General features: G+C 40.7%; 17 protein-coding genes and 14 tRNA genes. 15 read left to right on the top strand and 16 right to left on the bottom strand.

The features are described 5' to 3' along the window. Positions 1-216: 216 nt before the first annotated feature. Positions 217-1746 (top strand): NADP-dependent phosphogluconate dehydrogenase, encoded by a 1530-nt coding sequence (gene gndA / locus EGC82_RS15525; RefSeq protein WP_124731559.1) that lies wholly within the window; start codon positions 217-219, stop codon positions 1744-1746. Between the two features lie 98 nt (positions 1747-1844). Here gndA and EGC82_RS15520 read toward each other — a convergent pair whose 3' ends face one another. After that, complete coding sequence (locus tag EGC82_RS15520; protein WP_244212474.1) at positions 1845-2723, bottom strand: 1,4-dihydroxy-2-naphthoate polyprenyltransferase; 879 nt, start codon at positions 2721-2723, stop codon at positions 1845-1847. 222 nt (positions 2724-2945) lie between these two features. On the opposite strand from EGC82_RS15520, the gene tesB reads away from it, so the two are divergent. The 3 genes from tesB (at position 2946) to EGC82_RS15505 (ending at position 5565) form a co-directional block, all read left to right on the top strand. Next, positions 2946-3806, top strand: a complete 861-nt coding sequence (gene tesB / locus EGC82_RS15515; RefSeq protein WP_124731557.1) for an acyl-CoA thioesterase II — start codon at positions 2946-2948, stop codon at positions 3804-3806. Between the two features lie 9 nt (positions 3807-3815). Continuing rightward, positions 3816-4217 carry a YbaY family lipoprotein gene (locus EGC82_RS15510; RefSeq protein WP_124731556.1) on the top strand — a complete coding sequence of 134 codons (402 nt, stop codon included), beginning with the start codon at positions 3816-3818 and terminating at the stop codon, positions 4215-4217. Between the two features lie 112 nt (positions 4218-4329). Next, entirely contained in the window at positions 4330-5565 is a 1236-nt protein-coding gene (locus EGC82_RS15505; RefSeq protein ID WP_124731555.1) for an MFS transporter, read from the top strand. Positions 5566-5621: 56 nt separating this feature from the next. On the opposite strand, the gene EGC82_RS15500 is transcribed toward EGC82_RS15505, so the two are convergent. The 14 genes from EGC82_RS15500 to gltX all read right to left on the bottom strand — a co-directional run bounded on the left by EGC82_RS15500 (position 5622) and on the right by gltX (position 15669). Further along, the gene (locus EGC82_RS15500) at positions 5622-6995 is read right to left on the bottom strand and encodes a sigma-54-dependent transcriptional regulator (RefSeq protein WP_124731554.1); all 1374 of its coding nucleotides are present in this window, start codon (positions 6993-6995) and stop codon (positions 5622-5624) included. Between the two features lie 2 nt (positions 6996-6997). Then, positions 6998-8794, bottom strand: a complete 1797-nt coding sequence (locus EGC82_RS15495) for a sensor histidine kinase (RefSeq protein ID WP_124731553.1) — start codon at positions 8792-8794, stop codon at positions 6998-7000. 97 nt (positions 8795-8891) lie between these two features. Continuing rightward, positions 8892-10289: a TRAP transporter large permease gene (locus EGC82_RS15490; protein WP_124731552.1), complete on the bottom strand. Its 1398-nt coding sequence runs from the start codon at positions 10287-10289 to the stop codon at positions 8892-8894. Further along, complete coding sequence (locus tag EGC82_RS15485) at positions 10289-10948, bottom strand: TRAP transporter small permease (protein ID WP_164839148.1); 660 nt, start codon at positions 10946-10948, stop codon at positions 10289-10291. The genes EGC82_RS15490 and EGC82_RS15485 overlap by 1 nt, the downstream gene beginning before the upstream one ends. Before the next feature lie 66 nt (positions 10949-11014). Next, entirely contained in the window at positions 11015-12034 is a 1020-nt protein-coding gene (locus EGC82_RS15480; protein ID WP_124731550.1) for a TRAP transporter substrate-binding protein, read from the bottom strand. 433 nt (positions 12035-12467) lie between these two features. Then, a tRNA-Ala gene (locus EGC82_RS15475) sits at positions 12468-12543 on the bottom strand. Between the two features lie 37 nt (positions 12544-12580). Continuing rightward, positions 12581-12656 (bottom strand) — tRNA-Glu (locus EGC82_RS15470). Between the two features lie 118 nt (positions 12657-12774). Beyond that, positions 12775-12850: transfer RNA gene (locus EGC82_RS15465), tRNA-Glu, on the bottom strand. A 118-nt stretch (positions 12851-12968) separates the two neighbouring features. Beyond that, positions 12969-13044, bottom strand: a tRNA-Glu gene (locus EGC82_RS15460). 118 nt (positions 13045-13162) lie between these two features. Further along, positions 13163-13238, bottom strand: a tRNA-Glu gene (locus EGC82_RS15455). A gap of 118 nt (positions 13239-13356) precedes the next feature. Beyond that, positions 13357-13432: transfer RNA gene (locus EGC82_RS15450), tRNA-Glu, on the bottom strand. A gap of 297 nt (positions 13433-13729) precedes the next feature. Continuing rightward, positions 13730-13805: transfer RNA gene (locus tag EGC82_RS15445), tRNA-Glu, on the bottom strand. 276 nt (positions 13806-14081) lie between these two features. Continuing rightward, positions 14082-14157, bottom strand: a tRNA-Ala gene (locus EGC82_RS15440). A gap of 102 nt (positions 14158-14259) precedes the next feature. Beyond that, positions 14260-15669, bottom strand: coding sequence for a glutamate--tRNA ligase (gltX, locus tag EGC82_RS15435; RefSeq protein WP_124731549.1), 1410 nt, complete (start codon positions 15667-15669; stop codon positions 14260-14262). Between the two features lie 258 nt (positions 15670-15927). Between gltX and EGC82_RS15430 the strand changes: the two genes are divergently transcribed. The 6 genes from EGC82_RS15430 (at position 15928) to EGC82_RS15405 (ending at position 16559) form a co-directional block, all read left to right on the top strand. Next, positions 15928-16003: transfer RNA gene (locus EGC82_RS15430), tRNA-Val, on the top strand. A 38-nt stretch (positions 16004-16041) separates the two neighbouring features. Beyond that, positions 16042-16117, top strand: a tRNA-Val gene (locus EGC82_RS15425). A gap of 33 nt (positions 16118-16150) precedes the next feature. After that, positions 16151-16226 (top strand) — tRNA-Val (locus EGC82_RS15420). Between the two features lie 40 nt (positions 16227-16266). Continuing rightward, positions 16267-16342, top strand: a tRNA-Val gene (locus EGC82_RS15415). 36 nt (positions 16343-16378) lie between these two features. Beyond that, a tRNA-Val gene (locus tag EGC82_RS15410) sits at positions 16379-16454 on the top strand. Between the two features lie 29 nt (positions 16455-16483). Next, a tRNA-Val gene (locus EGC82_RS15405) sits at positions 16484-16559 on the top strand. Positions 16560-16792: 233 nt separating this feature from the next. On the opposite strand, the gene EGC82_RS15400 is transcribed toward EGC82_RS15405, so the two are convergent. Further along, a complete protein-coding gene (locus EGC82_RS15400; protein WP_124731548.1) occupies positions 16793-18622 on the bottom strand; it encodes an ABC transporter ATP-binding protein in 1830 nt (609 codons plus the stop codon). Between the two features lie 212 nt (positions 18623-18834). Here EGC82_RS15400 and EGC82_RS15395 point away from each other — a divergent pair, with 212 nt between their 5' ends. From EGC82_RS15395 to EGC82_RS15375, 5 genes are all read left to right on the top strand, one after another. Further along, a complete protein-coding gene (locus EGC82_RS15395; RefSeq protein WP_124731547.1) occupies positions 18835-20370 on the top strand; it encodes an AlkA N-terminal domain-containing protein in 1536 nt (511 codons plus the stop codon). A 4-nt stretch (positions 20371-20374) separates the two neighbouring features. Then, the gene (locus EGC82_RS15390) at positions 20375-20926 is read left to right on the top strand and encodes a methylated-DNA--[protein]-cysteine S-methyltransferase (protein ID WP_124731546.1); all 552 of its coding nucleotides are present in this window, start codon (positions 20375-20377) and stop codon (positions 20924-20926) included. Between the two features lie 72 nt (positions 20927-20998). Then, on the top strand, positions 20999-22282 hold the full coding sequence (locus tag EGC82_RS15385) for a DEAD/DEAH box helicase (RefSeq protein ID WP_124731545.1): 1284 nt from the start codon (positions 20999-21001) through the stop codon (positions 22280-22282). An 11-nt stretch (positions 22283-22293) separates the two neighbouring features. Beyond that, the gene (locus EGC82_RS15380; RefSeq protein ID WP_124731544.1) at positions 22294-22773 is read left to right on the top strand and encodes a protein-tyrosine phosphatase family protein; all 480 of its coding nucleotides are present in this window, start codon (positions 22294-22296) and stop codon (positions 22771-22773) included. Positions 22774-23273: 500 nt separating this feature from the next. Continuing rightward, on the top strand, positions 23274-24176 hold the full coding sequence (locus EGC82_RS15375) for a chemotaxis protein CheV (RefSeq protein ID WP_124731543.1): 903 nt from the start codon (positions 23274-23276) through the stop codon (positions 24174-24176). Positions 24177-24584 lie beyond the last annotated feature (408 nt).

Below are 24584 nucleotides of genomic sequence, written 5' to 3'. Positions count from 1 at the left end.
GATAATGTTTACTCGAAACCATAAAAATGGATGTTTTTATGGTTTTTTCTATTGTGAAGTGATGTTATATCCTAATAAACAGATTGAGCAAACATTGTAAAAAACAGCGTTTCCGCGTTTTGTTACTGGTAATTTAGTTACAAGAATCGCTATAATTGCCACCCAAATGGATTCGCACTACGCGATTAATCTCTGTGACCTGTGGAAACATACATTATGACTAACCACACCCAACAATCTCACGTCGGCGTTATTGGCCTTGGTGTGATGGGCAAGAACCTCGCATTAAACATTGCTGATAACGGCTACCATGTTGCTGTTTTCGATTTAGATACTCCAAAAGTTAATGCTGCTGTAGCTCAAGAAGAAATCGAGCGCAAAGCAGATACAGCACCGCGAATGCAGTCATGTAATAATCTTACAGAAATGCTGGCTAAATTAGTTGAACCTCGAGTTATCGTATTATCTGTGCCTGCTGGCGCACCTGTTGATGGTGTGTGTAAATCGTTAATTGAAGCAGGTATTGAAGCTAACGATATTGTTATTGATACCGGTAATAGCTTATGGACTGATACGGTTGAGCGTGAAGCCCGTTATAAAGGCCAGTTTATTTTCTTTAGTTCGGCGGTTTCTGGTGGTGAAGTTGGCGCGCGTTTTGGCCCCTCGTTAATGCCTAGTGGAGATGAAAAAGCTTGGCGTTATGTTGAACCTATTTGGAAAGCCATTGCGGCCAAAGTGGATTCAACAACTGGTTTACCAATTGAACGTTTTGAACCTGGTAACCCCGTTACTGAAGGTGAGCCATGTACTACCTATATTGGTCCTGCAGGTTCTGGGCATTACGTTAAAATGGTTCATAACGGCATTGAGTATGCCGATATGCAGCTTATTTGCGAAGCGTATCAATTACTCAGTGATGGTTTAGGCATGTCAGCCCATGATATTGGCGACATTTTCAATGCTTGGAATAAAGGTATTCTTAATAGTTACCTTATGGGCATTAGTGCTGAAGTCTTACAACAAGCAGATCCGTTAACGGGTAAGCCACTTGTTGAAATGATTTTGGATAAAGCAGGCCAAAAAGGCACTGGTTTATGGACGGCAGTGAGCAGCTTACAAATTGGTTGCCCAGCGCCAACGATTGCAGAAGCGGTTTATGCTCGTGCGGTGAGCACTCAGAAAAACTTACGTATGCAGTTAAGCTCGAAATTAGCTGGACCAGAACCTGTTATTCTTAGTGAAAGCGATAAAGCTGAATTTATTACTAATCTTGAAGATGCATTATATTGCGCTAAAGTGTGCTGTTATGCTCAGGGTTTCCAGTTGATGGCGATGGCAGCCAAAGAGCAGAGCTGGACTTTAGACTTTGCTGAAATCGCAAAAATTTGGCGTGCTGGTTGTATTATTCGAGCGACTTTCTTGCAGTCAATTACTCAGGCTTACCAAGAAGATGCAAATCTTGCAAACTTATTGATGGCCGATACCTTCAGCCAAACATTGTCGCAAAAACACTTTAATTGGCGTAAAACGGTTGCGGCCTCTGTTATGCAAGGTATTCCAGCGCCATGCATTAGCTCAGCTATTGCATATTACGACAGTTACCGCTGCGAAATGCTCCCCGCTAACTTGTTACAAGGTCAGCGTGACTTTTTTGGCTCGCATACTTTTGAGCGAACGGATAAACCAGCAGGTGAGAAATACCATTTAGATTGGAGCGCTAAAGAGCGTACTTTGTCTAAAGTGTAATAATTATTATGCTTAAAAAAGGCGCATCATTATAACATGAGGCGCCTTTTTGATTGTCGATTATTGATTGTCGATTATTGGTAATCTATGCAATATTACTAGCTTAGCGAGAAGTATAATCCAATGCTAAACAGCAAGCTGAAAACCATGGTTAACTTAGCGGTTTGTCCTAGTATTGGATTTAACGCCTCACCAGAATTAGCGTGAAACTCGCGGCTGAGATTACGCGCAATAATTAATGACGCTCCCGATAGTAATACTGGTAATCCATCAAGAGAACCGAGTAAAAATCCAGCGATAATGATGCCAAAAGGGAGGTAGACAAAACTTTGATACAGCACTTTAGCTTGTGCTTCTCCTATCCTCACTGCGAGGGTGTTTTTACCTGCTTTACTGTCGGTTGAAATATCTCTAGTGTTATTAACCAGCATGATAGCAGCATTAAAAAAGCCAATGGCACAACCGAGCAACCAGGCTGTCATGGTGGTGGCTCCAGCTTGTAAATAGTAACTGCCTACCACGGCGACTAAGCCGAAAAATACAAATGCGGCTATTTCACCTAATCCATGTGAAGCCAGAGGGTAGGGGCCTCCGCTGTAACATAGCGCGCCTAAAATAGAGGCTACGGCTAGAATGGCAATGGGCCAGCCACCGTGGGCGATTAGTAATGAACCGACTAATAATGATGTGATCAGGCAGCCTATCATGGCATTTCGTACCGATGAAGGTGAGATAATACCACTTTGAGTCACTCTTACTGGGCCGATACGTTCTTCTGTATCTATACCATTTTTAAAATCAAAGTAGTCGTTAGCGAGGTTGACTGAAATTTGCAATAATACCGCGCATAGCATTGAGGTGAAGGCGATGAGTAAGCTAAATTGTTCGAGCCCAATGGCTAGCATGTTGCCGATTAATAATGGGCCGATTGCCGCGGGTAGCGTACGAGGACGAATAGCCATAAACCATGATTGCATTGAGCTAGGTTGCATAATATTGTGAGACGCAGTGTTGATTAGTCATGTCTAATAGCATACCAAATATTCAATTAGGCTGCAGATATGAATCCTTGCGTTACATCACTCTTTTGCGATTTGTCATTAGATAACTGAAATTCAGTAATTACCATAGAATAAGCTAGAAAACATCAGCTTAACTAAGGTAACCTTAACGTTAATCCATGTTGTAGAGAAGGTATTATGAGTCAGGTATTAAACGATTTATTGTCATTATTGTCACTTGAGAAAATTGAGCTAGGTTTGTTTCGTGGTCAAAGCCAAGATTTAGGCTTTGGGCATGTGTTTGGTGGCCAAGTGATGGGACAAGCGTTAAGTGCTGCAAAACAAACGGTTAGTGAAGACCGTCATGTACATTCTTTACATTCATACTTCCTACGTGCGGGAGATGAAAAGTTACCGATAATTTATGATGTTGAAAATATGCGTGATGGCGGCAGTTTTAGTGCGCGCAGAGTTAAAGCTATTCAGAAAGGTCGGCCGATTTTTTATATGACCTGTTCATTCCAAAGTGTTGAACAAGGCTTTGAGCATCAAGATGTGATGCCAGAGGTACCAGGACCTGAAGGTTTACTAAATCAGCAAGAACTCGCGATGACGATGCGTGATAAAGTCCCTGCGAAAATGCTTGAAAAATTTATGGCAGATTCTCCAATTGAAATGCGTTTAGTTAACCCAGTACATCCTATTACGCCAAGTACTACAGAGCCTAAAAGCTATGTATGGTTACGTGCCAATGGGCAAATACCATCGGATCACAGTATTCAAGAATATTTACTGGCTTATGCATCGGATTTTAACTTTTTAGCCACAGCCACTCAGCCACACGGTGTGTCTTTTTTAACACCAGGCATGCGTATGGCTACTATTGACCATGCAATGTGGTTCCATCGTCCATTTAACATGGGCGAATGGTTACTTTACTGTATTGATAGCCCTAATGCAGGCGGCGGAAGAGGATTTGTTAAAGGACAGTTTTTTGACCAGCAAGGACGTCTTGTGGCTTCTGCCACGCAAGAAGGTTTACTTAGAATGACCAAGTAGGATGCTAAAATGATTGTAATTAAGAAAGGGATACAATTCGCAGCAGTGGCTTTGACTGCTATCATGCTCAATGGTTGTGTGACGATTGAGCCTGAAAAACCGGTTATTGTAAACGGTTATGCAGGTTATTCAGAGAAGATTGCTTTGCCTCAAGGGTGTAAAATCAATATTGCATTAATTGATTTCAATACGCCTGGCGCAATTATTTCTCAAAAGAACTTTGATATTGCCAGAGCACCTGTGCCGTTTAAATTTACCTTACCTGCAAAGCTCATTAATAGTGGCGTGGATTATGGTGTAGTGGCAATGATCACCTATCAAGGTAATGCCATATTTCAAACCTATGATAAGTTTCGTGTGATCAATAACGGTCAATTTACCACTCAAGTGCTAATGAAGCGCGTTCAATAGCCACTTCGTCATCTAGCTCACAAACTCTTACCCCCGCCATTGATTACTTTACATGGCGGGTTGTAATATTTTCCCCTAGCTTAATATGTTGTTTAGGTTGTTTAGGTTGTTTATGACAGAGTTGACCCCGAGTTATCGTTCGCATGCGCAAACTCGTTTAATTTGGGCTTTGTGTATCGCTTCTATGGTGATTTACATTAATTTGTACACAGTACAAGGCATGTTACCGTCGATTGCCGAGCATTTTGCTGTGTCTGGTGCCCAAGCTACGTTGGTATTATCTGTTACCAGTTTTTCCTTAGCATTTTCATTGCTTTTTTATGCAGTATTATCTGACCGAATAGGGCGGTTAGCGCCTATTGTTGTGAGTTTATGGTTGCTAGCTGCATCGAATATTTTACTAATCTTTGCCAACACGTTTGATGATTTGCTGATGGTACGTTTACTGCAGGGTATTTTGTTAGCAGCGGTACCTGCGATTTCGATGGCGTATTTTAAAGAACAGCTGGCTCCTGCTTTTATATTAAAAGCTGCTGCTGTATACATTATGGCCAATAGTCTGGGGGGAATTGCTGGACGAATTTTTGGTGGTTTAATGGCGCAAAACTTATCGTGGCAATTATCTATGGGCTTAGTGTTTATGGTGACGTTAGCTGGTGTGGCTTGGGTTACCTATTTATTACCACGCAAAGAAATCAAACCAACCATTATTAAGCAAAAAGTGTCTTTATTGCGTAAAGTAAAGCAAGACATTGATGGCTTTATGTTCCATCTGTCTGACTCGCAAATGCGCCTAGCTTATGCGATTGGTGGTTTAGCATTTATGATGATGGTTAATCAGTTTAGCTTTATTCAGTTACATATTATGGCAGAGCCCTATGGCTTGAGTCGTTTTAATGCAACCTTGATTTTTTTATGTTATTCAAGCGGTACCTTTGCCTCTTATTTGTCGGCGAAGTGGATAATGCGCTATGGTTCAATGCCATTATTTAGAGTGGCATTATGTTTAATGGTCGCTGGTACCTTGTTGACCTTGGTAGATACATTGGCTGCTATTGTTGTTGGCTTTTTGATCAGCGCTTGTGGTTTTTTCTTAACCCATAGTTGTTGTAATTCGTTTGTGGCTATTCGTGCAACCAGTCATCGTGCTAAGGCTACGTCGCTGTATTTATGCTGCTATTATCTTGGCGCATCGTTAGGCGGACCTTATTTAATGTTATTTTGGCATGAAGCTGAGTGGAATGGGGTGGTCGTGGGTTCGTTGAGTCTTTTGTCGCTGTTGTTAGTGGCTATTTGGCGCTTAGGGATACATCAACAACATGCAATTGATGTATCCGCGTTAAACTAGTTTTCGGTAAATTAATATTCAAGCAATTAACTTTACCAAAATTAACGTTCAAAAAATTAATTCTCGATAAATTGTTTGCGGTCTAAATCGAATTTACGCATTTTGTCATACAAAGTTTTACGAGGTAACTCGAGCTGTTCCATGGTCAATTTTATGCTGCCTTTATTATGACTTAATGCTTCTTCGATCAGCATGCGCTCAAAAAATTCAACTCGTTGTTGCAGTGACATACTCGCTTGTATCGTTGTATGGTTATCTAAGTTACCTGCAAAAGCAGCCTCAGCGCCAAGTAGTACATAACGTTCAGCTAAGTTGCGTAATTCACGTACATTGCCAGGCCAATCATGGGCAGTTAGCACCATGGTTTGGTGTGTATTTAAGGCTATAAGGGCTTTATGATAACGAGCCGATGCAATTCTGGCAAAGTGTAAAAATAATAGCGGGATATCTTCTCGGCGATCTCTTAGCGGCGGGATAACAATAGTGACTAAGTTAAGACGATACAGTAAATCTTGTCTAAATTTTCCTTGTTCACACAACTGTTGTAAGTTTAATTTTGTCGCTGCAATGACTCTTATGTCTAAATTAATAGGTGTATTTGAACCTAATCGTTCTACTTTTCGGTCTTCTAACACACGCAGTAATTTAACCTGTAACGCCATTGGAGTGCTTTCTATTTCATCTAGGAGTAGTGTGCCGCCATTAGCGTATTCAAATTTGCCAATCCGACGTTTATCTATCCCCGTAAAAGCACCTGATTCAGCACCAAAGAGTTCGCTTTCTATAAGATTCTCAGGAATGGCACCGCAATTAATAGCAACAAAATTAGCTTTATTTCGATAACTATGGTCATGCAGATAACGGGCGACTAACTCTTTACCTGCTCCGGTTTCCCCTTCAATCATAATATCGGCTGGTGCATCTATTACTTGGTCGATAATGTGACGCATTTTCATTATGCTAGGACTGCTTCCTAGAATACGTGGGCCAGGGGCAATGTGCGATTCAAGTTCACGTTTAAGCTTACGGTTTTCTAGTGTGAGCGCACGCTTATCTAATGCACGTTTGGTGACATCAAGTATATGTTCGTTATTGAATGGTTTTTCAATAAAGTCATAAGCGCCCTTTTTTAGTGCGTCTACGGCCATGGCAATGTCACCAAAACCTGTTAACAGCACCACCGGTAAGTCATTGTCTTGTTGTTTCAGTTGTTGCAATAAACTCAGGCCATCAAGTTGTGGCATATTAACATCTGAAATCACGATGCCAGGCCAGTTAGCCGTAATGTGACTCGCGATGGATTGCGGGTCTGTGGTGGCTAAGGCGCTAATGTTTTCGAGTTTAAATAATTGCTGTAATACGATGCCTATGTGAGGTTCATCATCAACAATAATGACTTGATACTCGTTGATGTCTTGTATTTGATTCACGTTTACACTTCCTCGCGTAAATAAAGCGGCAAAATAATATGAAAAATAGCACCACCTTGGAGGGCATTTTCAACGGTAATAGAACCTTGCATTGATTCTATAATCCGCTGCGAGATAGATAGCCCTAATCCCAGACCTTGACGTTCACTGGTGGTGTAGTAGGGTTCAAAAATTTTGCTCATTTGGCTTTCTCTTACACCTGGACCACTGTCTTGGATGCTGATGTTTACTTTGTGGTCGCAATAGACTTCTATTCGTAATTGTCGCTGTGTGGATTGTTGCATGGCGACGATGGCGTTGCTAATAAGGTTAACCAGTACTTGTTGCAATCGGACGCTATCGCCCCATATTTGACATTTCCCTTGTAGAAGTTGCAGTGATAATTTAATGCCTTGCTTATCTATTTCAGGTTGAACGATAGTTAAAGCTTGCTCAATCGATTGATTGATTTCAGTGGCATTGTCTTTGCCCTGAGACTTACGGGTAAAACTCTTAAATTGACCAATTATATCAGCTAATCTGTCTGTCAGTTCAATCATGATTTTGATGTTATTACTGGCGTCATCAATCATGTTACGACCAATAAATGTCTGGGTATTTTGGGCGTAACTTCTTAGCGCTGCCAGTGGTTGATTAAGTTCGTGGTTAATGCTGGCAGACAAGCTGCCTATAACCGTAAGCTTTGCTGCTTGGATGAGTTCGTCTTGAGTATCTTTTAATTGAGTATTGGCCTGCACTAACTCTAAAGTACGCTCCTTTACTCGTTGTTCTAGTTGATTTTGTGCTTGGCGCATTCTATGTAAATTTTTACGGCGTTCAATGTTGTAGAGTATGAATAATGCCAAGAGTAAATATAGCGTGGCCGCCAATAGCAAAATAGGCGGTAACGATTCATATAAGGGTTTCATTGGTGCAAGAATATGGACGTTCCAGTTAGCATTAGGCATCAGCTGGTGACGTTGAAGGTATTTTGCTTGACCTTCAAATGATGAAATTTGGTATACCTGAGTTGTATTTGAATCACCAAGTGTAAAGCGGGGGGTAACGCTAAGTTCACCAATAGGTCTACTGGCATAGCGTTTTGATGAATTTAGTGCAAAGCGTTTAGCTTGTGTCAGTGGTGTTAATGAATTAAATCGCCAACTATTGATGCTTGAAAGAAACACGATATTGTCAGGGTCGCTGATCATAAACTCGTATTGGCTAGCAATGGCAATGCCACTACTTTGTTGTTCAATCAAGCTAATATCAACTTTTACTACCACAACGCCTAAGACGACACCTTTATGATAGACCGGATTTGCAAAGTAGAAACCGCGCTTATTCGATGAGGTGCCGACAGCATAATATCGTCCCGATTTACCTGATATGGCATCGATAAAATAGGGCCTAAATGAATAGTCATGATTAATAAAAGAGTTTGGCTCGTTCCAATTGCTGGCAGCAATAGCGACTCCGAGCGCATCGGTAAGATAAATATCGGATGATTCTGTGACTTGCTGTAATTCAGATAGATAAGCATTAAGCTTTTTAATGGTTTGAGGGCTTTGTTGATTAAGCAGCCCCTGCTCTAATATGGGGTTTTGTGCGAGCACTGCGGGAATATTTTCGTAATGTGACAGTGCATTATCAATAAAAATAACCAGTTCATTGATTTGCTTTTCAGATTGTTCAGCAATTGTCTTTGTGCCTTGTTCAAGCAAATACCAATAAGTAACTTTAAGGGTAATTAATAACCCGATAATGAGCATGAGGCTCACTAAAATATTACGTTTTTTGATAGTCGAAAATGAAAGCATTACGTATTCCCAATGGGTTATAGTTATTTGGGGTCATCAATAAAAAGGCGAGCCTTAATATAAATTAAGGCTCGCCTATAATACGCGAATTATCAAGCTAGTAGCCGTTTAATTTGTCTATATATTCTGGTAAAAATAGAGAAATTTGCGGAATGTAAGTAATCAACATCAAGAAGCCAAGTAACAATACTAGCCAAGGTAGACATGATTGTATAACCCATCCCATGCTCTTACCTGTTATACCCGCGGTGACAAAGAGATTGAGTCCTACGGGGGGGGTGAGCATTCCGATCTCCATGTTAACTACCATAATGATCCCTAAGTGAATAGGATCTATACCAAGTTGCGTTGCTATAGGGAACAGAATAGGCGCCATAATAAGTAAAATCGCTGAGGGCTCCATAAAGTTACCAGCGGCTAACAACAGTAAGTTAACAATGATCAAAAATCCCCAGGCTGGCAAACCTAACCCGACAATGGCTTCAGCAATAATATGTGGAATTCGCTCAGTGGTTAGCACGTGTGCAAACAACATTGCATTTGCAATGATGAATAACAGCATGATGCTGACTTTAGCGCCGTCGCGTACCACATGACGTATGTCTTTGTCGGTAGGTGTTTTAATGACAGCAAGTAGCATGTAGCCGATGTTTCGAAATGAGGCACCGATTAAAGACTCTTGTTGATTTCGCCAAGCAACATTTTTAAGTGGCCCAATATCGCGATAACCAAATACAGCAATAAAGTAAGCATACACACAAGCCACGGCCGCAGCTTCAGTTGGACTGGCAACACCACCGTAGATTGAACCTAGTACTATTAGAATGAGTGCTAATCCACCCATTGCTTTAGCACTTGATATTGCCAGTGCTTTAACACCTGGAAAAGGGCGTGAAGGTAGTTTTTTAATTCGAGCTACAATGTAGATGGCCAGCATTAAAATACAGCCCATCATTAATCCTGGTATCAGACCTGCCATAAACATTCTAGCAGCAGACACTTCAGTTGCCGCTGCGTAAACCAGCATGACAATTGAAGGTGGGATCAAAATACCTAATGTGCCTGAGGTAGTAATAACCCCAGCAGCAAATTTTTCAGGATATCCAGCGCGTACCATGCCAACAATAACAATTGAACCAATGGCTGCAACCGTGGCAGGCGACGAGCCTGACACCGCGGCAAATAGCATACAAGCCATAACCGATGCCATAGCCAGTCCACCACGTATATGACCTACACTGTCCATTGCAAAGTCAATAATACGCCGCGCTACACCACCAGTAGACAAAAATGCCGATGATAAAATAAAGAATGGGATAGCTAACAAAGTGTAATGTTCTGAGGTTGACTCATACAGTTTTAATACAATTGAGGCGAGTGAATCATTTGAAAATAACAAAATAGTTAGCATGCTTGAAAAACCGAGTGCAATAGCAATAGGCATACCAATCATCATGCAAATAAACAAAGCGATAAAGAGTGTTGCTATAGTCATTATTTCGCGTCCTTATCATTTTTTTCTTGTTGTTCTGATGATGTGGATAGCGCAGCTTCATCGATTAAATGCATGCTGTCTTTAGCTTCATCGGCCAATTGAAAACCAACAGCTTGGTTTTTTAATATGGCGATAAACAACTCTATAAAACGCCAAGTCAGCATTGAAAATCCGATAATTAAAATACTTTGAGATAACCAGATAGGTACAGCGCCGTCTTCGATATCGATACGTAATGTTTCCCACGCAAAATCTGGGTCTAATTGATGAAGAAACCAAGCTGGGAAGTTGATATCTTCCATTGGAATACCAATTTGGTACATTTGACTGAGGTAGTCCCAAGCTCCTTTTAAAAACATGCCACAGTAAATAATACAACAAAGGCATGCAAAGATAGCTACAGCTTTTTGTGGCTTGCCCGACAACTTAGACACAAAGGCGTCAACGCCAATATGTGCTCCAACTTTTACACCATAAGACATACCAAACAGTACAAACCAACCACAAAGGGTTAGTGTTAACTCTTGGATCCATAAAAAACCGGTATTGAAAAAGAAACGGGCAATAACTTCGCCAAAAACGAGCAATGTCATTAATGTAATTAAAAGATTAAGAAACCCTTCTTCAAAATAACCAAATAGTCTTGAAATCACGGTCATACTCCTTGAATAAAAAAGGGTGGTACTGATGCAAAGATGTATTCAGTACCACATCAAGTATTGAGACTATTTAGTGTTGGCAGCTACAGCGGCTTCAATCATGTCTTTTCCAATTTGGTCTTCAAACTTAGCCCAAACCGGTTTCATAACGTTAACCCATTGCTGGCGTGCAGCAGGTGTTAATGTGACTAACTCAGAACGCTTAGAATCAATAATCGCTTGTTTATCTTCATTATCTTTTTCTGAAGCGATTTTGTTACCAAGAGCAATAGCTTCATCCAGTGATGACTTAAAGATGACGCGCTTATCTGCTGGTAGGCCTTTCCAGAAGGTATTTGATGTCACGACCATATAATCTAAAACACCATGATTACTTTCAGTGATGTGACTTTGCACCTCATAGAACTTCATGGAGTAGGTATTGGACCACGTATTTTCTTGACCATCAATTGCACGGGTTTGTAGCAGAGTAAACACTTCAGAGAAGGGCTTTTTAACGGGAATAGCACCTACAGCATCAAACTGAGCGGCAATAACATCAGAAGCCATAATACGGAACTTTTTGCCTTTAGCATCTTTTGGTAACGATAGCGGATCATTTGCTGAAAACTGCTTCATACCATTGTGAAGATAACCTAGACCGATCAAACCTTTACGGTTCATTGCGTTTAACAATTTTTGACCTGAGTCTGATTGTTGAAAACGATCAACGGCGGCCATATCTTCGAATAAGAAAGGTAAATCAAAAATCTGTAGTTTTTTGGTGAAACGCTCAAATTTAGATAATGATGGTGCAACAAATTGCACATCGTTTAATAGTAATGCCGCTAGCTCATTGTTATCCCCAAATAACTGTGAGTTAGGGAATACGTTAACAACGTATTCACCCGGTAAACGCTTTTCAATTAATTCTTTAAATTTCAGTGCCATTTGTCCTTTAGGCGTATTCTCTGCTACAACATGTGAAAATTTAATTTCTACTGGTTCAGCAAAAACATTAAAGCTCGCTGCGAGAATTGAAGCTATAGCCGCTAGTTTAGCCATTGACTTTAATGGATGCGTAAAAGTGTTGATCGATTTTTTCATGATAATTAACTTCCTTTTTTTTAGTGTTATATTTTCCTCAAGGTAGTGTCTTGCTCCAGAACAAGTACGCCATAAACGCTTTTTGAGGATAGATAAAACATAGCAAGCATCAGGCCATAATGTTAATTATTTGTAACTCAATGATATTTATTAACTTTAATTTACATTGGAATGATAAAATTAATTTTGTGTGTGGATAGTCACACACAATCAAAAAGCAAGTGGGTGGGATGTCACACATTATTCTTATTGTGCTGAGTTGGTCTTGTTAAGAAAAATAAGACGTTATTGCAGTTGAGGAAGAAAGTTAATGATGTGTAAGTACAGATAAAGTGGAAGGTAGCATAAATAAAACACACACAAAAAAACCACCTTGCGGTGGTTTTTTTGTTTCGAAGGCACAAAATAATTTATGTTCGAATACTAAATTTATTGGTGGAGCTACACGGGATCGAACCGTGGACCTCTTCACTGCCAGCGAAGCGCTCTCCCAGCTGAGCTATAGCCCCGAATTTTAGTTAACTAAAAACCAAAATTTTAAAAATATGGTATCCCATAGGGGATTCGAACCCCTGTTACCGCCGTGAAAGGGCGGTGTCCTAGGCCTCTAGACGAATGGGACACATTTGATACGTTATACTCTGTATCGAGTGAATACTCATCGATGTCTGTAGGCTAAACATCGGTGCTTTTTAGATAATCAAATAACTCTTTCGAATCATGTTCAACCATCTTAAATATGGTATCCCATAGGGGATTCGAACCCCTGTTACCGCCGTGAAAGGGCGGTGTCCTAGGCCTCTAGACGAATGGGACACATTTGATACGTTATACTCTGTATCGAGTGAATACTCATCGATGTCTGTAGGCTAAACATCGGTGCTTTTTAGATAATCAAATAACTCTTTCGAATCATGTTCAACCATCTTAAATATGGTATCCCATAGGGGATTCGAACCCCTGTTACCGCCGTGAAAGGGCGGTGTCCTAGGCCTCTAGACGAATGGGACACATTTGATACGTTATACTCTGTATCGAGTGAATACTCATCGATGTCTGTAGGCTAAACATCGGTGCTTTTTAGATAATCAAATAACTCTTTCGAATCATGTTCAACCATCTTAAATATGGTATCCCATAGGGGATTCGAACCCCTGTTACCGCCGTGAAAGGGCGGTGTCCTAGGCCTCTAGACGAATGGGACACATTTGATACGTTATACTCTGTATCGAGTGAATACTCATCGATGTCTGTAGGCTAAACATCGGTGCTTTTTAGATAATCAAATAACTCTTTCGAATCATGTTCAACCATCTTAAATATGGTATCCCATAGGGGATTCGAACCCCTGTTACCGCCGTGAAAGGGCGGTGTCCTAGGCCTCTAGACGAATGGGACACATTTGATACGTTATACTCTGTATCGAGTGAATACTCATTGGTGTCTGTAGGCTAAACACCAGTGCTAATTACCTATATTGAGATTCAAAACCTTAAGGATTCAAACCCCTGTTACCACCGACTCTTTATAAACCAAAGTGGGCGATGTCCTAAGCGCTATTTCTAGACGAATGGAACACATTTGATACGTTATACTCTGTATCGAGTGAATACTCATCGATGTCTGTAGGCTAAACATCGGTGCTTTTTAGATAATCAAATAACTCTTTCGAATCATGTTCAACCATCTTAAATATGGTATCCCATAGGGGATTCGAACCCCTGTTACCGCCGTGAAAGGGCGGTGTCCTAGGCCTCTAGACGAATGGGACACATTTGATACGTTATACTCTGTATCGAGTGAATACTCATCGATGCCTGTAGGCTAAACATCAGTGCTAATTATCTATATTGAGATTCAAAACCTTAAGGATTCGAACCCCTGTTACCGCCGACTCTTTATAAACCAAAGTAGGCGATGTCCTAAGCGCTATTTCTAGACGAATGGGACACATTTGATACGTTATACTCTGTATCGAGTGAATACTCATCGATGTCTGTAGGCTAAACATCGGTGCTAATTATCTACTTAAAGATTGTTAAGTAAGTGGTGGAGCTACACGGGATCGAACCGTGGACCTCTTCACTGCCAGCGAAGCGCTCTCCCAGCTGAGCTATAACCCCTCTTACTTAATGCTTTTAGATATGCTGTTATAAAAAACTAACATCATGTCTCAACTGCGAGGCGCATTCTATGCAGCATACCCAAAAGTGTCAACTCGTTTTTTAGGAATTTATTCTATCTGCTACAAATTCAATCGCTTTGGATATTCTTTGTGCAGATCTTTCTTTTCCTATTAAGAACAAGGTTAAATCTAGTGCTGGTGACTGTCCGGCACCTGTAACCGCTACACGTAACGGCATACCCACTTTACCCATACCTACATCAAGTTCAGTTGCGGTTGCTTCAATCACTTGGTGAATTCCCTCAACACTCCAATCAGTTAGTTCAGATAACTTTTGATTAAATAACGTTAAAGGTTCTAGTGCCACCCCGCGAAGATGCTTTTTAGCTTGAGCTTCATCAAAATCTGCAAAGTCTTCGAAAAAGTAACGACTAGAAGCCGCTAACTCTTTCAATGTTTTTGCGCGCTCAGATAGTGCGGTAACAATTTCAGTTAACGCCGGGCCATTACTGGTATCAATTTTCTGATCATCCATGTGCCATTGTAAATGAGACGCCACATAAGCTGGATCAAGTGATTTGATATAATGTTGGTTCAACCAAATGAGTTTATCAGTATTAAAAGCGGAAGCAGCTTTGTTGATGTCATCTAATTTAAACAGCGTTTTCAACTCTTCCATTGAAAACACTTCTTGATCGCCATGAGACCAACCCAAACGAACAAGGTAATTTAACAGTGCTTCAGGTAAATAACCATCATCACGATATTGCATAACACCGACAGCACCATGACGCTTAGACAATTTGGCACCATCATCTCCTAAAATCATCGACACATGAGCATATTCAGGGATCGGTGCACCTAATGCTTTAAGGATGTTGATTTGGCGCGGAGTATTATTAATATGATCTTCACCGCGAACAACGCAAGTAATACCCATATCCCAATCATCAACAACAACACAGAAGTTGTAAGTAGGTACACCATCTGTACGCTTAATGATTAGATCATCAAGCATATCGTTAGAAATTTCTATGCGGCCACGAACATGATCATCAAATATCACGCTGCCTTCAATCGGATTTTTAAAACGAACCACAAAAGGTTCATCAGTATCACGAGGTGCAAGGTTACGACAGCAACCGTCATATTTTTGTTGTAACCCCTGAGCTGCTTGGTCTTCGCGCATTTTATCAACTCGTTCTCGTGAGCAATAGCATTTGTACGCAGTGCCTTTATCTAACATTTGCTCAATAATTTCGTTGTAGCGATCAAAACGCTTAGTCTGATAATAAGGACCTTCATCCCAGGTTAAACCTAACCAGTTCATACCATCAAGAATAGCATCACAGGCTTCTTGAGTTGAACGTTCAATATCTGTGTCTTCAATACGCAGTACAAACTCACCATTATTAGCACGTGCGTGCAGCCATGAATAAAGTGCTGTACGGGCACCACCTACATGAAGAAAGCCAGTTGGACTTGGGGCAAAACGCGTCTTAGTAGTCATAATCGGACACAAACCTATTTATAAACGTCTATAAAAAGACAAACAAAAAAATGTAGCGTTATTCTAACAGTCAAACTCAGTAGTTGAAATGGCGGACGCTTAAACCTGAGGTTGTTTTTGAATTTTCTTTAATTATTAAACTAAATTCCTTGTTTAACAAAGCATCAAAGCGAACAATTTTACCACTACTGACCTTTTTTTAAATAAAAAGCGTTGACAGGCTTTGCTTGCTCCCTATAATACGGCCCCACACAGCGAGGTCGATTAGCTCAGCTGGGAGAGCACCTCCCTTACAAGGAGGGGGTCACTGGTTCGAGCCCAGTATCGACCACCATAATTTATTTATGGCATATTACTGTTAATTATATCCCAGGTCGCTTAGCTCAGCTGGGAGAGCACCTCCCTTACAAGGAGGGGGTCACTGGTTCGAGCCCAGTAGCGACCACCATATAATTTTTGTTCATTGTCGTGTAGAGTCCCAGGTCGCTTAGCTCAGCTGGGAGAGCACCTCCCTTACAAGGAGGGGGTCACTGGTTCGAGCCCAGTAGCGACCACCATTCTCACATAGATTGGTTGATTCGAAAGTAAAATATCCCAGGTCGCTTAGCTCAGCTGGGAGAGCACCTCCCTTACAAGGAGGGGGTCACTGGTTCGAGCCCAGTAGCGACCACCATATTTTAGCATTAGTTATAAAAAGATTGATATCCCAGGTCGCTTAGCTCAGCTGGGAGAGCACCTCCCTTACAAGGAGGGGGTCACTGGTTCGAGCCCAGTAGCGACCACCATATCAATGTAGATTTTACGTTATATCCCAGGTCGCTTAGCTCAGCTGGGAGAGCACCTCCCTTACAAGGAGGGGGTCACTGGTTCGAGCCCAGTAGCGACCACCATATAGCTTCACTCTTCATATCTTCGAAATATCCCAAGTCTTTTTAGTAAAACACCTTAATATTTTCAATTTTACATATCGATATTTTGCTTGATAATTTTTGCTAATGGCTAAATTCTTTAAGGCAGTCATTTGTGTTGCATCCTATGATTTCTGCACACCGCAAAAAAAAACCACTCATTGTGTGAGTGGCATCTGTTTGTGTACGTTAGTTTAAATTAGCTACGCTTGCTGTTAATCTAAACCCAAAAAACCACCGGTTTGGTGAGCCCATAATTGTGCGTAAATGCCATTTGCATTAATCAGTTCTTGATGGGTTCCTTGTTCAACAACACAACCTTTATCTAATACAATAAGCCTATCCATTGCGGCTATCGTCGAAAGGCGATGGGCTATTGCTATCACTGTTTTACCTTCCATTAATTCATAGAATGATTCTTGAATGGCAGCTTCAACTTCTGAGTCAAGAGCTGACGTTGCTTCATCGAGTAATAAAATGGGCGCATTTTTCAATAACACTCGCGCAATGGCGATGCGTTGACGTTGGCCACCAGAGAGCTTAACTCCGCGTTCGCCGACTTGAGCATCAAGGCCTTTGTTGCCAAAGGGATCCGTTAAATTGTCAATAAACTCTGCAGCTTGTGCTTGAGTTATCGCCGCCATTAATTTTTCATTACTGGCATGTGGATCACCATACAGAATGTTTTCACGGATCGAACGGTGTAATAACGACGTATCCTGAGTCACCATACCAATATTTGCCCGCAATGAGTCTTGGGTAATATCAGTTATTGGTTGATTATCAATGAGTATTTGACCTTTCTCAACATCATGAAAACGCATTAGTAAGTTTACTAATGTCGATTTCCCTGCACCAGAGCGTCCGACTAGACCGACTTTTTCACCGGCTTTAATGTTGAGGTTTAATTGTTCAATAACCCCAGTTTTTTCACCGTAGTGAAAGCAAACTTGATTAAAATCGATTTTCCCCTGGTCAACAACAATGTCTTTAGCGTTGGGTATATCTTGAATAGCAATCGGTTTAGATAAGGTATTCATTCCATCAGTAACAGTACCAATATTTTCAAATAATGAGCTAATTTCCCACATAATCCATTGTGACATACCATTTAAACGTAAGGCTAAACTCACAGCAATTGCAATCGCACCGACCGTAATCGCATTATCGGCCCATAACCAAATAGACACCGCTGCGATGGTAAACGCTAAAATGTAATTGATGATTTGTACCAAAACATTAATGATCGTTACCAGACGCATTTGGCCGTAAACGGTTTTTAAAAAACGCGTCATACTATCTTGGGCGTAGTCAGCTTCTTGGGTGGTATGTGAGAAAAGCTTGACGGTTGATATATTGGTATAACTGTCGACGATACGGCCCGTCATAGTCGAACGTGCATCAGCTTGCTCCGTCGATATTGCTTTTAACTTTGGTACTAACTTCCACTGAATTAACACGTAAGCAGCCAACCATACCAACATGGGTAACATTAAACGGAGATCCGCAGCGGCAATCATTACTAACATGGAGGTGAAATACACTAAAATATACATCAGTACATCCAGTAACTTCATCACAGTTTCACGTACCGCCAGCGAAGTTTGCATTACCTTTGTGGCTATTCGTCCAGCAAAGTCATCTTGATAGAATGAAATACTTTGTTTGAGCAAATAACGATGTGCTTGCCAACGAATGGCCATTGGGTAATTACCCAATAACGTTTGATGCACAATAGATGCATGCAACCAGACAATGACCGGGATGACTACTAACACAACGACCGACATGGTAATTAACGTTGTGCTTTCATCTTGCCACAATGTTTGTGGATTTTTGGTCACTAACCAATCGACTAATTTGCCCATAAAGCCAAAAAGTGATACCTCCAGCATAGCGAGAACAGCCGTAAGTACCGACATGATTATCAAAGGTAAACCAAATCCACGAGTATAATGGCGGCAAAATGCATACAAGGTATTGGGCGGCTGAGTGGGTTCTTCTTGTGGTAGTGCTTGGGTTAACGATTCAAAAAATTTAAACATCTAATGCTCTAACGTCATGGTGGAAATTCTGTTGACTAGGATAACGTAAATTTACCAAATGTAATCGGTTAAATTGTTACCATGTACGAAACGATTGAGTTCCGTTTTCCGCTAGTCGTGGTGGTTGTATTTCGGTAAAGTAATCCTTTAAATACGCTATAAGCAGAAAATAGTTCAGTTTTCCATTGAGTGATACAAGGCTAAATAAACGAATGGTCCAGATTTACAGCGATTGCAATATTACTGCCCAGATCTGCCAGCAAGCAAGGCTTAGTCGTGATGCTCGCTTTGATGGGCAATTTTTTACCGGAGTACTCACCACGGGTATCTATTGTCGCTCAATTTGTCCAGCACCGGCACCTCATGAGAAAAATGTTCGTTACTTTGACTCTGCTATAAAAGCGGCTAATGCAGGGCTTAGGCCTTGTCTTCGATGTCGGCCAGATAGTGCGCCAAGTTCATTTGCATGGCTAGGTACTCAAACAACGTTAATGCGAGCTATCACGTTAATTGAGCAAGGCTTTTTAAATGGTGAAGATGCAGGAACGATCGTCAAATTAGCTGATAAGTTAGGCATTACCAGTCGTTATTTAAATAAACTTTTTAACCAAGTTTTGGGAACTTCGCCTAAACGTTTTGCGTTATATCAGCAATTGATGTTTGCTAAGCAGTTATTACACCAAACACAATTATCAATGACTGAGGTCGCCATGGCTGCTGGCTTTAATAGTATCAGGCGGTTTAATGAAATTTTTAAGCAAGAACTATTGTTAACACCTAGCGATTTACGCCAAAAAAGCCGACATTCAACTGATGTAACTCATCCTTATAAAGATAACCAAGTGAGTACAGATATTAAACCAATAACATTAGCATTATCTTACCGTCCTCCCTTCAATTGGGCGAAGATGTTGGCTTTTTATGCCTTTCGTCAAGTTGATAATATGGAGGTCATTGATGATATTTCGGGACGTTATGGCCGAACCTTTTCATTTAATGGTGTAGAAGGCATTTTTTACATTTCACCAAATGCCCATAAGCCCCAGCTTGATGTGAGTATTTACTTAGCTGATGTTAATGATATTAAGTCCTTGCATTATATTGCTCTGCAATTACGGCGTATGTTTGATTTAGATGCTGACATGGAAGTCATTCAGCAAGCTTTATCTCCCATCATTAAATTAGGCGCCAAAATTGATAGTGGTTTACGTATACCAGCGGCTGGCAGCGTTTTTGAGGCCGCTTGCCGTGCCGTATTAGGGCAACAAGTCAGTGTAGTGCAAGCCACTAAATTATTAAATTTATTGGTTGAATCTTATGGTGAAACGCTGTTCATCGATGGTAAGACTTGGCAGTTATTTCCGACGGCACAAGCTATTGCTAACGCTTCATTAGATGAACTTAACATGCCAGGAGCTCGAAAATTAGCATTAAATGCTTTGGGGCAATTTGTGCTTCAGTATCCAGATTCAATGCCTGATGATTGGCTTGAGGTAAAAGGTATTGGTCCATGGACTGTGGCTTACGCTAAGATGCGAGGTTTGAGTGATCCTGATGTGTTTTTAATTTCAGACTTAGTGATTAAAAATCGCCTTTATGCGTTACATGCCCAAGCAGGCAAACCGATTGAAGCAGCTAAACTATATCTCAGTATTGCTGCCGATATTGCAAAACAAGCATCACCCTGGGGCAGCTACTTAACCTTCCAGCTTTGGGATAACGATCCTGTTGCTGCAAAAAACGGATAATATTATGACCCATTTTACTTCGCCCAAGTGCCATGCCTTAATCACAAGTCCTGTTGGTTTACTCTCGCTTAAAGCATCTGAGCATGGATTAACCCATCTGCAAGTTGAAGACCTTACCCAAACGAGCTCGCTTGTAGAGATTCAAACTCAGTTTAGACTCCAACCAAGCACGACTGAGACGACTCAGGATTTATTGGTACAAGCCCAACAGCACATTGATACAGCAGTCATGCAATTAACAGAGTACTTCGATAATCAAAGGCAGTATTTTAGTGTTCCTCTTGCGCCTAAGGGGACTGTTTTTCAACATGAGGTTTGGCATGCTCTGAGTCAATTAACATTCGGCCAGCGCTGCAGTTACAGTGATATAGCCAATACTATTGGGCGACCTAAAGCTGTCAGGGCTGTTGGGGCTGCAAATGGTGCAAACCCAATTGCCATTATCGTTCCTTGTCATCGGGTGATAGGTAAAGGCGGTAAGTTAACCGGTTATGCTTATGGGCTCGGTATGAAGCAGTGGCTACTAGACTTAGAAGGGATCGAACAAATTCGTTAATTTATCTGACTGACAAGGTAAAGTACGTTAAAATGCGCGATTGATATCCATTTTTTTGAGCATATTTGATACATGACCCAAGCTTCTTTAGCCACGACTTTTGCTGAATTTGGCCTACATGCTCCATTGTTGGCAAGATTAGCTGAGCTCAATCACCTTCAGCCTACACCTATTCAAGCTGAAACTATTCCTAGCACGCTAACGGGTAAAGACTTACTGGCAGGTGCCAATACCGGTTCAGGTAAAACGGCGGCTTTTGCACTACCGATATTACATCAATTAGTAAGTCGTCGTGCAGCATCTTCGAAGGGGAATTTTGTTAGTGCGTTAGTGTTAGTGCCTACACGAGAGTTAGCTAAACAAGTTGCAGATAGCTTTAAATCCTATGCCGTTCACTTAAATGGTGACATTAAAGTGGTTGCTGCATTTGGCGGTGTATCTGTTAATACTCAGATGTTAGCATTACGTGGTGGCGCAGATGTTGTTGTGGCAACACCAGGTCGTTTGCTCGATTTAGTGTCCTCCAATGCACTAAAACTATCACAAGTATCAACGTTAGTGCTTGATGAAGCAGACCGTATGTTAAGCCTTGGTTTTACTGAAGAGTTAACTCAAGTACTTAATTTACTGCCGAAGAAGAAACAGACGTTATTATTTTCGGCCACTTTTCCTGATGAAGTTCGTCAATTAACGCAAGCCTTGTTAGTCGATCCTCTAGAAATACAATTACAAAGTGCTGAAACCAGCACCTTAGTGCAGCGCGTCATGACGGTTAATCGTGAAAAAAAGACCGCATTACTCGCTCATTTACTCCAACAGCATCAATGGCGCCAAGTGCTAATTTTTGTAGGTGCTAAAAATAGTTGTAATCATTTAGCTCAAAAATTAGCTAAACGTGGTATCACTGCAGAAGTCTTTCATGGTGATAAAGCTCAGGGTGCGCGAAGTCGCGTATTGGAAGGTTTTAAAGCTGGCGAGATTCAAGTGCTCATCGCAACAGACATTGCTGCTCGTGGTCTTGATATTGAAAAGTTACCCGTGGTAATTAATTTTGACTTACCGCGCAGCCCAGCAGATTATATGCATCGAATTGGTCGTAGTGGACGAGCTGGAGAGGTCGGTTTAGCATTGACCTTGTTGTCGCATGATGAGTATCATCACTTCTCAGTTATCGAGAAAAAGAATCAAATTCGTCTTGAACGTGAACACGTTAACGGATTTGAGGCTGATGATGTAGTGCCTGAAAGCGTACTGGAACAACCTAAGCCAATGGCGAAGCCTGAAGGTAGCGGTAAGAAAAAGCGTAAAAAGTTGTCCTCAGTTAATGTTGATATTTGGGCTAAAAAACCAGATTAGTAGTAGGTAATATGAAACATATTTTTTGGTTAGTTGATGGGCAAATCGCAGGACGCAGTGGTCCAAACAAAGATGCATGGGACTTAGCTGAGTTAAAACAAGCTGGTTTTGGTGCAATCGCATCTTTAAATAATGGTGAAGGTTGTGATACTGATGCGATAGCTAAATTAGGCCTTCGTCATAAAGTATTCAATTTGCCTGATAATATTCCACCCAAACCACATGATTTAGCCATTTGTGCTGAAATATTGCCTCAGGTATTAGCATTCATTCGTGAGTGTGAAAGTGAGCACAAACCAGTATTACTTCATTGTCGTTCAGGTATTAATCGTACTGAAATGGTGATGGCTTATTATATGATGGAAAATGGTGCAGCACCTTTGCATGCTGTTAGCCAGGTTCGTAATGCCAGTGGTTTAGCGTTTGATGCTGAAGGTTGGGATCAGTTTGTTTATGATGTGCTTTATGAGCTGCAATCTGCTTCAAACTGATTGAGTTAAATTTTTAGGTATCATCATATTAGGGAAACAATAGATTAGATCAATAACTGATTTAATCATCATTGTTTCCCTTTGTTGTTTTAGAAAACATACATTTGCTATTCTGGGTCATTTTGTCTGGAACTGTCTATAATGCTTTTGTTCGCTTGGTATTTAATTATTTAATTATTTGATTTAGTGTTATTTCTCTCGATGCTTATCTACTGATTTAATCGTAAACATAATTGATCCAACTTGTTAGTGGTAATAACCGATAAATGTTTGTTTTTCAAGTTGTTAGCAATTCATTGCCAATGTTTACATATCAAGTATAGTTGATTGAAGCCTAGTTAAAATGAGTACACCGCATGCATTGGTTATCATCAGATGAATGGCTGATTTTGTGATTTACAATGCTGTTTACAAGTAAAATAGACCATTAAAGCTAGTCGGTTTACTGCCGATAAATGTTATAGTGGCGTTGATTTCAGTCTTCAGATGAAGGGATAATAATGAGTCCGAAAACGAGCAAAGCGAATCAATCGCAAGGTTTACTGCTTTTTAAGTTAAACCAAACACAACTGTTTGCTTTAGGTACTTTAAAAATTCGTGAACTCGTGCCGTTTACTCCTTTAACCAAAATCCCTCACTCTCACTCGGCCATCCTAGGCGCGGCGACTATTCGCGGTATGACCATTCCGGTTATTGATATGGCTGCCGCTATTGGCTATAAACCTGTTAGTGAATCAGAGCGTAAAGATTGCTATATCATTATTACTGATTGTCAGCGGATGGTGATTGGTTTTCTGGTGCGTGCAATTGATAAAATCATTGAGTGTAATTGGCGTAATATCGAAGCACCTTCTGGTAACTTAGGCAGAGATGCCTTTTTAACGGGGGTGACTCGTTTTGATGATAAATTAGTCCAATTATTAGATGTCGAATTATTGTTATCGAAAATATTCCCTGACGACCCGATTAATAATCGAGCAATATTAACCGATGTTCAACGTGAAAAGTTAACACCATTACGTATTTTGTTGGTGGATGATTCAAAAGTGGCTCGTAAGCAATTATCCGATGCACTAGACTCAATTAATATTGCCTATCAAGTGACAGCAGATGGACGTGATGCACTGCAGATGATGCAACAAGCCGCAGCAGAACGAAAGCCCATTGACTTACTGGTTAGCGATATTGAAATGCCAGGGCTTGATGGATATGAACTAGCCTTTGAGGTTAAAAATAATCCAGAAATTGAACATGCATATATTATCTTACATACCTCATTATCGAGCGAAATTAGTGTAAGCCAAGCGAAACAAGTTGGTGCAAATGAGGCATTAACAAAGTTTGATGCTAAAGAATTGATTGAGGCTATGCTTAGAGGCGCTCAGGCATTACAGCCTGCTTAATGAGACATAATCAGTTTGTTTTTTGCATTTTTTAGCTGATAACATGATTAACAATTTAGCAGCAAGTTATCCGTAAGCGTCAAATTAATGCTTTCTTTATGAACTAAGATTGAATTTTTTTACTCATTTGGTATCAACACTAGACTTATTACACGCCATCCTGATATATAGCTATAAGACTTTTACAGTGTTCAGTATATTCGCTGTTCATAAGGTGATGCTTAACTTTAATGAGGGAGTGCTACCCCTGAAAACGGATTGATTGAAGTATGCTAATTGAGTGTGTTGAGTTAATGGTACATCAATAAGTAAAACCGCAGAGTGTTTTCAGTAATAGCATTGATATTATCGATGATTGAATCAATATCGTAACAGGAGTTATATCGCTATAAGTTGTGTGGTGATAAC

Source organism: Shewanella livingstonensis, from assembly GCF_003855395.1.
Taxonomy (GTDB): domain Bacteria; phylum Pseudomonadota; class Gammaproteobacteria; order Enterobacterales; family Shewanellaceae; genus Shewanella; species Shewanella livingstonensis.
This window is presented reverse-complemented; position numbering and strand designations above follow the sequence as displayed.